At 72.7% G+C, this 13,132-nt stretch carries 13 protein-coding genes; 4 read left to right on the top strand and 9 right to left on the bottom strand.

The window, feature by feature from the left end; all coding sequences use genetic code 11:
* From BMW85_RS24125 to BMW85_RS24115, 3 genes are all read right to left on the bottom strand, one after another.
* A partial coding sequence (locus BMW85_RS24125; RefSeq protein WP_281249598.1) for a biotin carboxylase N-terminal domain-containing protein occupies window positions 1-560 on the bottom strand: 560 nt, incomplete at its 3' end.
* 2 nt (window positions 561-562) lie between these two features.
* Window positions 563-856, bottom strand: a complete 294-nt coding sequence (locus BMW85_RS24120) for an acyl-CoA carboxylase subunit epsilon (RefSeq protein ID WP_218155899.1) — start codon at window positions 854-856, stop codon at window positions 563-565.
* Window positions 853-2,391 (bottom strand): acyl-CoA carboxylase subunit beta, encoded by a 1,539-nt coding sequence (locus BMW85_RS24115; protein ID WP_091085285.1) that lies wholly within the window; start codon window positions 2,389-2,391, stop codon window positions 853-855. Before BMW85_RS24115 ends, BMW85_RS24120 begins: the two co-directional genes overlap by 4 nt.
* A 98-nt stretch (window positions 2,392-2,489) precedes the next feature.
* Between BMW85_RS24115 and BMW85_RS24110 the strand changes: the two genes are divergently transcribed.
* Window positions 2,490-3,167 (top strand): TetR/AcrR family transcriptional regulator, encoded by a 678-nt coding sequence (locus BMW85_RS24110; RefSeq protein WP_091085282.1) that lies wholly within the window; start codon window positions 2,490-2,492, stop codon window positions 3,165-3,167.
* Here the strand turns inward: BMW85_RS24110 and BMW85_RS24105 are convergent.
* From BMW85_RS24105 to BMW85_RS24085, 5 genes are all read right to left on the bottom strand, one after another.
* The gene (locus BMW85_RS24105) at window positions 3,164-3,919 is read right to left on the bottom strand and encodes an enoyl-CoA hydratase/isomerase family protein (protein ID WP_218155898.1); all 756 of its coding nucleotides are present in this window, start codon (window positions 3,917-3,919) and stop codon (window positions 3,164-3,166) included. The two genes, BMW85_RS24110 and BMW85_RS24105, sit on opposite strands and share 4 nt — an antisense overlap.
* A 20-nt stretch (window positions 3,920-3,939) precedes the next feature.
* Complete coding sequence (locus BMW85_RS24100; RefSeq protein ID WP_245775027.1) at window positions 3,940-4,971, bottom strand: TIGR03617 family F420-dependent LLM class oxidoreductase; 1,032 nt, start codon at window positions 4,969-4,971, stop codon at window positions 3,940-3,942.
* A gap of 33 nt (window positions 4,972-5,004) precedes the next feature.
* A complete protein-coding gene (locus BMW85_RS24095) occupies window positions 5,005-6,573 on the bottom strand; it encodes an AMP-binding protein (RefSeq protein ID WP_091085276.1) in 1,569 nt (522 codons plus the stop codon).
* Between the two features lie 110 nt (window positions 6,574-6,683).
* On the bottom strand, window positions 6,684-7,601 hold the full coding sequence (locus BMW85_RS24090) for an SDR family NAD(P)-dependent oxidoreductase (RefSeq protein WP_091085273.1): 918 nt from the start codon (window positions 7,599-7,601) through the stop codon (window positions 6,684-6,686).
* Window positions 7,602-7,683: 82 nt separating this feature from the next.
* Window positions 7,684-8,523, bottom strand: a complete 840-nt coding sequence (locus tag BMW85_RS24085) for a MaoC family dehydratase (RefSeq protein ID WP_091085270.1) — start codon at window positions 8,521-8,523, stop codon at window positions 7,684-7,686.
* Window positions 8,524-8,750: 227 nt separating this feature from the next.
* On the opposite strand from BMW85_RS24085, the gene BMW85_RS24080 reads away from it, so the two are divergent.
* From BMW85_RS24080 to BMW85_RS24070, 3 genes are all read left to right on the top strand, one after another.
* Window positions 8,751-10,397, top strand: a complete 1,647-nt coding sequence (locus BMW85_RS24080; protein ID WP_091085269.1) for an MFS transporter — start codon at window positions 8,751-8,753, stop codon at window positions 10,395-10,397.
* The gene (locus BMW85_RS24075; RefSeq protein ID WP_091085266.1) at window positions 10,394-11,551 is read left to right on the top strand and encodes a thiolase C-terminal domain-containing protein; all 1,158 of its coding nucleotides are present in this window, start codon (window positions 10,394-10,396) and stop codon (window positions 11,549-11,551) included. The genes BMW85_RS24080 and BMW85_RS24075 overlap by 4 nt, the downstream gene beginning before the upstream one ends.
* A 147-nt stretch (window positions 11,552-11,698) precedes the next feature.
* Window positions 11,699-12,328 (top strand): TetR family transcriptional regulator, encoded by a 630-nt coding sequence (locus tag BMW85_RS24070; protein ID WP_091085263.1) that lies wholly within the window; start codon window positions 11,699-11,701, stop codon window positions 12,326-12,328.
* A gap of 24 nt (window positions 12,329-12,352) precedes the next feature.
* Here BMW85_RS24070 and BMW85_RS24065 read toward each other — a convergent pair whose 3' ends face one another.
* Window positions 12,353-13,114, bottom strand: a complete 762-nt coding sequence (locus BMW85_RS24065) for an SDR family NAD(P)-dependent oxidoreductase (protein WP_091085261.1) — start codon at window positions 13,112-13,114, stop codon at window positions 12,353-12,355.
* Between the last annotated feature and the right edge of the window lie 18 nt (window positions 13,115-13,132).

Here is a 13,132-nt window from a genome sequence, read left to right as displayed (position 1 = left end):
GCCTCGCGGACCGCGGACTCGTACAGCTCGGGGATCTCCTGCTGGGCGCGGGCGACCTTCAGTCCGCGTCCGCCGCCGCCGTAGGCGGCCTTGATCGCGATCGGCAGGCCGTGCTCCTTCGCGAAGGCGACGACCTCGTCCGCCCCGGACACCGGGTCCTTGGTGCCGGCGACCAGCGGCGCGCCGACCTTCTGGGCGATGTGCCTGGCCTGCACCTTGTCGCCGAGCGCGGCGATGGCGGCGGGCGGCGGGCCGATCCAGGTCAGCCCGGCGTCGATGACCGCCTGGGCGAAGGCGGCGTTCTCCGACAGGAAGCCGTAGCCGGGGTGGACGGCGTCAGCGCCGCTGCGGGCGGCCACGTCGAGCAGCTTGGCGATGTCGAGGTAGGTCTCGGCGGGCGAACGGCCGCCCAGCGCGTACGCCTCGTCGGCCAGCCGCGCGTGCAGCGCGTCGCGGTCGGGGTCGGCGTAGACGGCGACGGAGCCGAGGCCCGCGTCCCGGCAGGCGCGGATCACGCGGACGGCGATCTCCCCGCGGTTGGCGACCATCACTTTGCGCAGGCTCACAGACGTCCTCCCAGGTTCCAGCTCGACTCCCGCCAGCCGCGCGGGCCTCGGGCGAGGGGGTGGCGCGGCGCGCGCCAAAGGTGGGGGGCCACGGGCCGGGCGGCGGGCTCCGGCCGGGCGGCATGGGTGGCATGGGTGGCGTGTACGGCCACGACGAGCGCGGCCAGCTCCTCCGGCGAGGGCGCGCCCCTGACCACCGTCAGGGCGGGGCCGGTCGCAGGGCCGTCCACGGGGCCGTCCACGGGGCCGTTCGCGGGGCCGGTCATAGGGGCGTTCACGGGGCCGTTCACAGGGGGATGTTCCCGTGCTTCTTGGGCGGCAGGGCGTCGCGTTTGTTGCGCAGCAGGCGCAGTGCCCGGGTGATCTCGCGGCGGGTCTCGCTCGGCCGGATGACCGCGTCCACGTAGCCGCGCTCGGCCGCCAGATAGGGGGTGGCAAGGGTGTCCTCGTACTCGGCGACCAGCTCGGCGCGCAGCGCGTCGGGGTCGTCGGCGGCGGCCAGGCGCCTGCGGTGCAGGACGTTGACCGCGCCCTGGGCGCCCATGACCGCGATCTGCGCGGTCGACCAGGCCAGGTTGACGTCGGCGCCCAGGTGCTTGGAGCCCATGACGTCGTACGCGCCGCCGTACGCCTTACGGGTGATCACGGTGACGAGCGGGACGGTGGCCTCGCCGTAGGCGTAGAGGAGCTTGGCGCCGCGCCGGATGATGCCGTTCCACTCCTGGCCGGTGCCGGGCAGGAAGCCGGGCACGTCCACCAGCGTGAGCACGGGGATGCCGAAGGCATCGCAGGTGCGGACGAACCGGGCGGCCTTCTCGGAGGCGTCGATGTCGAGCGTGCCGGCCAGCCTCATCGGCTGGTTGGCGACCACGCCGACGGGGCGGCCCTCGACGCGGCCGAAGCCGACCACGATGTTCGGCGCGAACAGCTCCTGCGTCTCCAGGAACTCGCCGTCGTCCAGCAGGGCGGCGATGACCTCGTGCATGTCGTACGGCTGGTTGGGCGAGTCCGGCACCAGCGCGTCGAGGGCCAGGTCGTCGGCCGTGAGCGTGAGGTCGGCCTCGACCGCGGGGTGCGCGGGCTCGTCCAGGTTGTTGTCCGGCAGGTACGCCAGCAGCGCCCGCACGTAGCCGAGCGCGTCCTCCTCGTCGCTCGCCAGGTAGTGGGCCACGCCGCTGCGGGCGTTGTGCACCCGGCCGCCGCCCAGCTCCTCGAACGTGACGTCCTCCCCCGTCACCGTCTTGATGACGTCGGGGCCGGTGACGAACATGTGCGACTGCTCGTCCACCATGACGGTGAAGTCGGTCAGCGCCGGCGAGTAGACGTGGCCGCCCGCGCAGGCGCCCATGATGAGCGAGATCTGCGGGATCACGCCGGAGGCGCGGATGTTGCGGCGGAAGATCTCGCCGTACAGTCCGAGCGAGACGACGCCCTCCTGGATGCGGGCGCCGGCGCCCTCGTTGATGCCGACGATCGGGCAGCCGTTGCGCATCGCGAGGTCCATGACCTTGCAGATCTTCTGCCCGTACACCTCGCCCAGCGAGCCGCCCGCGACCGTGAAGTCCTGGGAGAACACGCACACCTGGCGGCCGTCGACCGTGCCGTAGCCGGTCACGACGCCGTCGCCGTAGCCGAGCGTGCCCTTGGCCAGGGCGTCCAGCTCCACGAAGGAGCCGTCGTCGAGCAGCCGCTCGATGCGCTCGCGGGCGGTCAGCCGGCCCTTGGCGTGCTGCTTGGCCGCCGCGCGGGCCTCGCCCACGTGAACCGCCTCGTCCAGGCGTTCCTTCAGACGGGCCAGGCTGCCCGCGGTGCCCTGCGCTGCCATCCACCACCACCCGATAGAACCGATAAGACTCAGTTTCAGATGTACGGTACTCAGTCGCGCGGTGCGGGACAACCCCTAACTTCCGTCACAATGGCCGGGTGCCGACACCGCCCATCCGCCAGCGCCTCGCCGAGGCCGCCGTGACGCTGTTCGACGAGAACGGCTACGACGCGACCACCGTCGACGACATCGCCGCGCGCGCAGGCGTCAGCCGCAGCACGTTCTTCCGCCACTACCGTTCCAAGGACGACGCGATCTTCCCCGATCACGACGCGCTGCTGACCAGGATCGACGCCCGGCTGCGCGCCTCCACGGCGGGCACCGCGATCGTGGCCATCACCGACGCCGTGCGCATCGTGCTCGCCCACTACGTCGATGACGCCGAGGTCTCGCTGCGCCGCTACCGGCTGGTCCGCGAGGTGCCCGCCCTGCGCGACCGCGAGATCGCCAGCGTCGCCCGCTACCAGCGGCTGTTCCGCGAGTTCGTCGGCGCCTGGCTCGGCGACTCGCCCGACGCCGGCCTGCGCGCCGAGCTGATGGCCGCCTCCGTCGTGGCGGCCCACAACCAGGTGCTGCGCGGATGGCTGCGGGCCGGCGGGACCTACGACCCGAGCGGCCCGCTCGACCACGCGCTCGGCTACGTGATCGCGACCTTCCGCCAGCTCGAACAGCCGCGCGACAGCGAGCAGGTGGTGGTCGCCACCTTCAGCCGCTCGGCCTCGCCCCAGGCCGTGATGGCCGCCATCCAGCAGCACCTGGACGCCCGCCCCGGTTAGCGGTTGCGGAACACCGGCTCCCGTTTCTCCAGGAAGGCGCTGATCGCCTCCCGGGTGTCCTCGGTGGCGCCGTTGAGGTTCTGCGCGGCCGCCTCGCGCAGGGCGCTCTCCCGGAAGTCGCCACCGGCCGCCGAGTTGAGCAGTTCCTTGGTCTGCGCCAGCGCCAGCGGCGCGAGGCCCAGCAGCTCGCGCGCCCACTCCCCTGCCCGCTCCAGTGCCGTGCCCGCCGGCACGACCCTGTTGAGCAGCCCGAGGTCGTGCACCTCGCGCGCGGACAGGATCCGGCCGAAGAAGGCCAGCTCCTTCGCCCGGTGCAGGCCCACCATGTGGGTCAGCAGCCACGTCCCGCCGAAGTCCACCGACAGGCCGCGCCGGGAGAAGATCTGCGAGAAGCGGGCCGTCTCGTCGGCGACCGCGAGGTCGCAGGCGAGCGCCATGTTGAAGCCGGCCCCGACCGCCGCCCCCGACACGGCGGCGATCGTGGGCTGGGGCAGGTCCCGCAGGGCGAACAGCGCCGCGTTCACGATCTGCATCGCCCGGCGCGGCGAGTCGCCGGAGCCCTGGGCGCCCAGGTCGGCCCCCGAGCAGAACTCGCCGCCCGCCCCGGTGAGCACCAGGACACGGTCGTCGGCGCGGGCCGCGATCTCCTCGAGCACGCGGGTGAACTCGATCCAGCCCTCCCTCGTCATCGCGTTCTTCCTGGCGGGACGGTTGAGCGTGACGGTGACGACGCCGGAGCCGTCACGCTCCACCAGGAGGTCCCCGGACCCCATCAGGACCGGCCCGCCGCGCGCAGCGTGGCGAGGGCCGCGCCGAGATCGGCCTCGGACGCGCCCGGCGGCGGCTGGAGCGCCACCTGGTCGACCAGGCCGCCGAACCTGCGCGCCACCTCCGCCGCCACCTCCGTCAGCGACCCGCTCACGCAGAAGGCGTCCAGCACCTCGTCGTCGATCAGGTCGGCCATCCGGTCCCAGCGGTCGGCCTCGGGCCGCACCGACAGCGCGTGCAGCCGCTGGTGCAGGTCCTCCCAGCCGTGCAGCGCGAGTACGCCGCGGTAGGCCGGGGTGGAGCCGTAGAAGGCGATCCGGCCGCGCAGCACCCGCCGCTGCGCCTCGACGTCCTCGGCCGGATCGAGGACGTGCACGAACCCGGGACAGTGGACCACGATGTCGGAACGGTCCCGCCCGGACCGGGCCAGCCCCTCCTCCAGGGCGGGCAGGGTGATCTCGCGGAAGTACCGCTCGGTGCTGAATCCGTGCGGGATCAGCCCGTCGGCCGCCTCGCCGGCCAGCCGGGTCATGAGCGGGCCGACCGCGGCCAGGTGGATCGGCGGGTTGCCGTGCGGGTGCGGCTCCGGGCGGAAGGTCGCGGTCATGAGGGTGTGCCGGTAGAACTCCCCCTCGTGCCGCACCTCCTTGCCGGTGTTCCAGTCGTCCCAGATGGCGCGCAGGGCCGTGATGTACTCGCGCATCCGCGCCGCGGGCCTGCTCCACTCCATGCCGAAGCGGCGGGTGATGTGCGGCCTGGTCTGGGTGCCGAGGCCGAGCACGAACCGGCCCCCGGAGAGGATCTGCAGGTCGTTGGTCACGTACGCGAGCGCCATCGGCGTCCGGGCGAAGGCGACCGCGATGCCGGTCGCCAGTTTGATCCGGCTCGTCGCCGGGGCGGCCAGCGCCAGTCTGAGGAAGGGGTCGTGGTCCACCTCCGCGCTGGAGATGGTGTCGAAGCCGGCCCGCTCGGCCTGGGCGGCGAAGGCGGCCACGTCCGCCGGCGGCGCGGCGGCGGCGTGCACACTCGTCTGCAACGGCGTCTCCTGTCGTTCTCTCGCCGGCCGGGGTCAGCCGGCGTAGAGGTCGCGGAGCTTGCGGCGCTGCAGCTTGCCGGTCTCCGTGCGGGGGAAGTCGGCGCGGAACTCGTACCGCCTGGGGATCTTGAACGAGGCCAGCAGCTCGGCGCAGTGGGCGCGCAGCTCGGCGGCGAGCTCGTCGCCGGGCACGGCGTCCTCGGTCGGCTGGACGACGGCGAGCACGCTCTGCCCCCAGTCGGGGTCGGGGACGCCGATGACCGCGACGTCGGCGACCGCCGGGTGCGTGATGAGGGCCTGCTCGATCTCCGCCGGGTAGATGTTCACGCCGCCGGAGATGATGAGGTCGGTACGCCGGTCGAGGAGGAAGACGTAGCCGTCCTCGTCGAAGTAGCCGTAGTCGCCGACGGTCGACAGCTCGCCCCGGCGGCTGGCGGCGGTCTTCGCCGGGTCGTTGTTGTACTCGAAGGTCGGGCCGGCGCCGGGGATGCCGAAGTAGATGACGCCCGCGGTGCCGGTGGGCACCTCGTTGCCGTCCTCGTCGAGGATCTTGACGATGGTGTTCGGCGTGGGCCGGCCGACCGTGCCGGGCTTGCGCAGCCACTCCTCCGAGCCCACCAGGGAGACGCCGCCCTCGGTGGAGGCCAGGTACTCCCACACGACCGGGCCCAGCCACTCGATCATCTGCTGCTTGATCGGCACCGGGCACGGCGCGCCCGCGTGGATCACCGCCTCCAGGCTGGACAGGTCGTACTTCTCGCGCACCTCCTGCGGCAGCCGCAGCATCCGGTGGAAGTGCGTGGGGACCATGTGCACGGTGGTGATCTTGTGCTTCTCGATGGCGGCCAGCACGCCCTCGGGGTCGAACTTGCCCTGGATGACGACCGTGTGGCCGAGCTGGAGGAAGGCGAAGGCGTGGCCGCTCGGCGCGGCGTGGTAGATCGGCGAGCACACCAGGTGCACGCCCTTGTCCATGGTGACCTCGTAGCGAGCGCAGAGGCCGCCGTAGAGCGCGCCGAGCACCGGCTCGGGCTCGGCGTCCGGGTAGAGCAGGCTGCGCACGCCCTTGGGGTTGCCGGTGGTCCCCGAGGTGTAGCCCATGCTGGCGCCGAAGCGGCGCTCCGGCGGCGCGTCGGCCGGCTCGCCCGCCCCCAGCTCCTGGAACGGCAGCCAGCCGGGAGCCTCGCCGCCGACGACGTACCGGTGCTCGGGCAGCGACTCCGGCGGCAGCGTGGCGGCCTGCTCGGCGTCCATGACCAGCAGCCCGGCGCCGGAGTCCTTGATGATGTAGAGCATCTCGGCGGGGGTCAGCCGCCAGTTGACCGGGACGAAGAACATCCCGACCTGCGCCGTGGCCAGCATCATCTCCAGGTACTCGTGCCCGTTGTGCAGGGCGACCGCGACGCTGTCGCCGTTGCCGAGACCGTGGGTGCGCAGGGCGCGCGAGACGCGGTTGACCCGCGCCAGCAGTTCGCCGTACGTGAGCGTCGAGCCGTCCGGATCGATGATGCAGGGCCGGCCGGGGTCGGCCGCGGCGATCTGGTAGAACCCGACGGGCTCCGTGGTGGGGTGAGTCGTGGTCGGGTGAGTGGTAGAGGACATCGTGCGTCTCTCCCTGTCCGGCTTGACCGATGAATGACGATCCCCGTTGCGGGGTCCCGCGGCCGGCTCTTCCGGCCGACCCCGGGTCCCGCGTCCCCCGTGCGGCCCGGTTACCGGGGCAGCTGCGCCATGAAGATCGACGGGTGCAGCCCGTCGGCCTTCGGACGGAACGACTTGGTCAGCTTCTCCCCGAGGTCGGCCAGGTCCCAGGGGCCCTCGGATGAGACCGTCTCGACGACCTCCGGGTTGTTCCACAGCCGGACGTCGTACCCGGAGGCGCCGAGGGTACGGCCCGACAGCCAGCCGGACTCGGTGCCGGCGAGGTAGGTGACGATCGGCGCGATGTTGTCCGGCGACATGAGCTCATCGGCGCCGGGGTCCTCGCCGAGCTTCTTGTCGTCGGGCACGGTCGCGGTGAGGCGGGTGGCCGCGCCGGGGGCGATGGCGTTGGCCGTCACGCCGTAGCGGGCCAGGCCGTTGGCGAGCGAGGCGGTCAGGCCGATGATGCCCATCTTCGCGGCGGCGTAGTTCGGCTGGCCGGGCGAGCCCTGAAGGGCGGAGTCGGACGTGAAGTTGATGATCCGGTAGTTGCCCTCGGGGTTGCGCTGCTGCCGCCAGTACGCCGCGGCGGGCTTGATGGTGCTGAAGTGGCCGCGCAGGTGCACGCGGATGACCGCGTCCCAGTCCTCCTCCGGCAGGTTGAAGATCATCTTGTCGCGGAGAATGCCGGCGACGTTGACCACCACGTCGAGCTGCCCGTAGTTCTCCAGCGCCAGCTCCACCAGGCGCCGCCCGGTCGCGGTGTCGGCGATGTCGCCGGCGTCGGAGACGGCCTGGCCGCCTTGGTCGTTGATCTCCCTGGCGATGGCCTCGGCGGGGCCGGTGTCGCCGCCGGAGCCGTCCGGGCCCGCGCCGAGGTCGTTGAGCACGAGCCGCGCGCCCTGCGCGGCGAACATGCGGCTGATGGAGGCGCCGATGCCGCGTCCGGCGCCGGTGACGATGGCGACTCTGCCGTCAAGTGATCCCATGGGGGTGTCCTTCCGCAGACCGAGGGGTGGAGGGGGTGCCGTGCGCGGCGCGCACGATCAGAGGATGGCGCGGCGCGCACGCTCAGAGGATGACCGCCGTGCCGTGGTCGATGACCGGGGTGCCGCTCTCGTCGGTGGTCTGGAACCGCACGTCGGTGCCGTCGGCCCAGATCGACACCGTGATCGTCTGACCGGGGAGTATCGGCTTGGTGAAGCGGGCGGACATGGCCCGGAACCGCTTGGGCTCCGAGCCGGCGACCGTGTGCAGCAGCGCGCGGCCGGTGAAGCCGTAGGTGCACATGCCGTGCAGGATCGGCCGCGGGAAGCCGCCCCGGCCGCTGAAGGACGGGTCGGTGTGCAGCGGGTTGCGGTCGCCGGTCAGCCGGTAGAGGAGCGCCTGGTCGGCGCGGGTGGTGTAGGTGACGACGTGGTCGGGCTTGCCCGTGGGCCGCTCCCAGGCGGTGCCGGGGCCGCGCTCGCCGCCGAAGCCGCCGTACCCGCGGAAGAACAGGGAGGTGCGGATCTTCGCCAGCGGGGCGCCGCCGGGGGCGCGCGAGACGCTCTCGGTGGCGATGATGGCGCCGGAGCCCTTGTCGTACACGCCGACGATCTCGCCCGTGGACTCGACCTCGCCCGCGACCGGGATCGTGTCGAACAGCTCGAAGGCCTGCTCGGCGTGGAGCATCTTGGTGAGGTCGAGGTCCTTGGGCAGGGACACCCCCCCGCCCATGGCCACGTTGCAGAACGTCGGGAGGACCTGCTGCGGCGTGCCCGCGGTGTTCTCGGTCGTGAACTGCAGCTCCGAGAGCGGGTCCTCCTGGCCGGCGCCGACCGCGATGGCGTAGAGCAGGGCGTCGTCGGAGGTCCAGGATCTCGTGAGGGGTTCGCTCTTGCGGCCGACCAGCGAAGCGTCGATGGGCATGGAACCTCGATTCGTGAACGCTCGGAAGACCTGGCGCGGGCGTCGCCGCCCGGGCTGATCAGGTGCCAAGTGAAACACGTTACGACTGAACCGGCAAGGCTCTGCTTCCTCTTGACATCGGAGAGCTCAGCTCCAACCCTGTCAGTAAGCAGAACATGTTGTCTTTAGCCCGGGTCCGGGCCGCCGGCCCGGCCGCCACCTGCCGGAGGACCTGAAATGGCTGTGCGGTGAGGCGCTTCCAGACGCTGCCCGCCGATCTGCGGATCTCCGCCCTGATCGCGTTCGTGGTCGCACTCGGCTTCGGCGTGATCGCGCCGGCCCTGCCGCTGCTCGCGGCGGAGTTCGGCGTGGGCAGCGCGGTCGTGGGGGCGGCGATCAGCGCGTTCGCGGTGGTCCGGCTCGCCACCGCCGTCGTCAACAGCCGGTTCGTCCAGCGCTTCGGCGAGCGCCGGGTGATCGCCTGGGGGCTGTGGCTGCAGGGCGTGACGATGATCGTCGCCAGTTTCGCCCCCGACTTCACGCTGCTCATCACCCTGCGGGCGATCGGCGGGATGGGCAGCTCGGCCTTCACCATCGCCGCCATGTCCCTGGTCCTGCGCACGGCCCCGCCGGACGCGCGGGGCAGCGGCATCAGCACGTTCCAGCTCGGCTTCATGCTCGGCGCCATCGCCGGGCCGGCGGCCGGCGGCGTGCTCGCCGACGTGAACCCGCGCCTGCCCTTCCTGCTGTACGGGGCCACCCTGCTCGTGGCCGCCGCGATCTCGCAGCTCAAGCTCTCCCACGGCGTCCCGACGCCCCCCGCGTCCCCGCACGCGGCCGGCTCCCCGTCGGCGGCGGCCGGGGCGCTGCCGCGCGGCACGTACGTCCGCGCCTTCGCCGCGGCCCTCATCGCCAGCTTCACCGTCGGCTGGCTCTTCTACGGCCTGCGCAACTCGACCATCCTCGTGTTCGCCACGGAGGAGCTGGGCGGCAGCGGCACCTTCATCGGCGTGGCGATGCTCGGCACCGCCGTCACCCAGGTGATCTCCGTGCGGGCGTTCGGCCGGTGGGGCGACGTGCGCGGCAGGCGGCCCGCGATGATCACCGCCGGGGTGCTCGGCGGCGTCGCCGTCGCGCTGCTCTGCCTGCCGGCCGGCGAGGCGGTCTTCCTCGCCTCGATGGCGCTGCTCGGGGTGGCGGGCGGCGGCCTGTCCGCGACGCCCGCCGCCCTCCTCGCCGACATCAGCGGCAGCAGCCCCGCCAGGAACGTGGCGTGGTTCAACATGTCGTCCGACGTCGGCGCGATCATCGGCCCGGTCGCGGCGGGGGCGGTCGCCGACGCCCTGTCCTTCCAGGCCGCCTTCCTCATCACCACGCTGATCCTCGCGGTCGTCGTGGTCAGCTCGGCGGTGATGCGCGAGACGCTCGCCGCCCCGTCCTCCGCGAGACCACCTGTGACACCCTCCGTGAAAGGAACCGCCATGCCAGGCCCGGCACCCGTGCCCATCCCCGAGACACTTCCCTTCTGGGAGGGCGCCGCGAACGGCGAGCTGCGCGTCCAGCGCTGCGCGTCCTGCGAGCGGCACTACTTCTACCCGCGCCCGTTCTGCCCCGTCTGCGGTTCGGCGGACGTGGAGTGGACGACCGTCAGCGGCGCGGCCCGGCTGCTGTCGTACGTCATCAACTACCGCCCCCTGCCGCCCTTCGACCCCGCCACGCCGGTCGTCGTGGCGCTGGTGGAGCTGGCCGAGGGGCCGCGTCTCATGACCAACATCGTCGGGGTGCCGCCCGAGCCCGAGCATCTGGAGCTGGACATGCCGTTGCAGGTCTGTTTCGTCGAGCGGGGCGAGCACACCCTCCCCGTGTTCGCCCCCGCCGGGGAGGTGGCCCGATGACCTCGATGCACCACGGCGACATCGCCATCGTCGGCGCGGCGGAGACCACCGACGTCGGCGTCCGCCCCGACCTGTCCGTGCTCGGCCTGCACGCGGAGGCGGCACGCAACGCCCTCGCCGACGCCGGCCTCACCGCCAAGGACATCGACGGCGTGGCCACCGCGGGCCCGCTGGCGCTGGAGGTCTCCCACCACCTCGGCATCGAGCCCCGCTGGCTCGACGGCACCATGGTCGGCGGCTGCAGCTTCATGCTGCACGTCCGCCACGCCGCCGCCGCCATCGCGGCCGGCGCCGCCGACGTCGTGCTCGTCACCCACGGCGAGTCCGGCCGCTCCCGGGTCGGCGTGGCGCCCTGGGCTCCCAACCCGGCCTCGGCGACGGGGCAGTTCGAGGCCGTCTACGGCGCCCAGACGCCCTACTCGACCTTCACCCTGCCCGCGCTGCGCTTCCTGCACGAGCGCGGCATGACCCGCGAGCACCTGGCGCACGTCGTCGTGGCGCAGCGGACGTGGGCGCTGAACAACCCGCGCGCCTTCCGGCGCAAGCCCACCACGGTCGAGGAGGTGCTGGCCGGGCCGCCCATCGCCTACCCGTTCACCAGGGACATGTGCTGCGTGGTGACCGACGGCGGCGGCGCGCTCGTGCTCACCACCGCCGAGCGCGCCAGGGACCTGCCGGGCGGCGACCGCGCGGTTTACCTGCTCGGCTCGGGCGAGGCCGCCGAGGGCCCCCTCGTGTCGCAGATGGCCGACCCCGGCTCGTTCGCGGCCTTCCGCAAGGCCGGGGAGGAGGCGTTCCGCACCGCCGGCATCTCGCGCGCCGACGTGGACCACCTCATGGCCTACGACGCCTTCGCCCACGTGCCGCTCTACATGCTGGAGGACCTCGGCTTCGTCGGGCGCGGCGAGTCGGGCGACTTCGTCGCGGAGGGCAACACGCTGAAGGGCGGCTCGCTGCCGATGAACACCAACGGCGGCGGCCTGTCCTACACCCACACCGGCATGTACGGCATGTTCGCCATCCAGGAGGCCGTGCGGCAGCTCCGCGGCGAGGCGGTGGAGCAGCTGCCCAAGGCGGACATCAGCTTCGTGCAGGGCGTCGGGATGTTCTTCGCGGCGGCCGGCAGCCTGGTGCTCTCGCGGCACCGGGGCTGAGCTTCCCGCGGCGGCGCCGGGAGCCCGTCCCGGCGCCGCTCGCGCGCTCAAGAGAACGTGTACTCTTTAGTACCAGCTTTGCAGCCGCTGACCGCAGGTCGTCAGCGGGCTCTCGTGTCCTTCGCCCACAGGGAAAGGGGGTCCGCCATGACCCGGGTCAGCAGGAAGGGCCGCACGCCGGAGGCGCGGGCCTTCCGTGCGGAACGTGTTCTGGATGCCGGGATGGCTCTGGCCACCCGCGGTGGCTACGACGCGGTCCAGATGCGCGAGGTGGCGAGGATCGCGGAGGTCGCCCTGTCGACCCTCTACCGCTACTACCCGTCGAAGGACGCCCTGCTCGCCGCGGCCATCCAGGTGCAGCTCCAGGAGCTGCGCGAGGACATCGTGCAGCGCCCCCCGCGGCAGCGCACCCCGGAGGGGCGGGCCGCGGAGGTGCTGCACCGCGCCTTCCGTGCGATGCAGTACAACCGGGGCTGGGCGCACGCCGCCCTCAGTGCCTACCACATCCCCAAGCCGCTCGGCGAGCGGTACGAAACGCCGCCCCTGGCCGAGACGCCGGAGCCGACCAGCCTGGCCGAGCTCATGGGGCGCGCCGCCTGGGGGCCCGACCACCGCATCACGACCGCCGAGTACCGGGTGCTGCACATGCTGGAGGCGCTCTGGAACAGCAGCGTCATCGGCTGGCTCAACGACCAGCTCACCCCGGAGTACGTCGAGGAGCGGATGAAGTTCGCCGCGCGGCGGCTGCTCATGCCGGAGCCCGAGGCCGGCCGATAGCCGCCGGCCCCGGGCCCCGTCCGGCTAGCGCGCGCTTTGGCCGTCGTCGACCTTGACCACGGTGCCGGTCACGAACTCCGAGTGCGGTGACACCAGGTAGAGCAGGGTGCTGTCGAGCTGGCGCGGGTCGCCCATGCGGGCGCGGGGGAAGAACCGCGACGGGTCGCCGCCGGTGCGCGCCATCATGCCGTCCATCATCTCCGAGGCGAACGCGCCCGGCGCGATGGCGTTGACGTTGATGTGGAACTTCGCCCACTCGACCGCGAGCACCTCCGTCATCCGCACGACGGCGGCCTTCGTCACCGAGTAGAGCGCCGCTCCCCCGCCCCGGTACTCGTAGGCGCCCATGGAGGAGACGTTCACCACCCGGCCGCCGGCGCCGGCCTTCATGAGCCGGCGCGCGAAGTCGCAGGAGAGCAGCCAGGGCGCGCGCAGGTTCGTCCCCAGCACCCGGTCCACGAGGTCGACGGGCATCTTGGTGGCGTGCTGGGCGTCGGGGATGCCGGCGTTGTTGACCAGGATGGTGGCCGTGCCGAAGCGCTCCTCGGCCGCGTCCAGCAGGCCGCCGAGCTGTTCGTCGTCGGTGAGGTCGGCGGCCAGCGGCAGGCAGGCGCCGCCGGCCGCGCCGATCTCGTCCGCGAGCTCGCCGAGCCGGTCCGCGCGCCGGGCCACGGCGACCACGGAGGCCCCGTGCTCGGCGAGGGTGACGGCGAAGCGCCGCCCGAGTCCCGAGGAGCATCCGGTCACGACGGCGGTCTGCCCCGTGAGATCGACGGTCTGCGGCATGGCTCTCCTTCTTCCTGC

This window comes from Nonomuraea wenchangensis, from assembly GCF_900111685.1.
GTDB classification, from domain to species: Bacteria; Actinomycetota; Actinomycetes; order Streptosporangiales; family Streptosporangiaceae; genus Nonomuraea; species Nonomuraea wenchangensis.
Note: the sequence above shows the minus strand (reverse complement) of the source record. Positions and strands in the feature narration are given on the sequence as shown.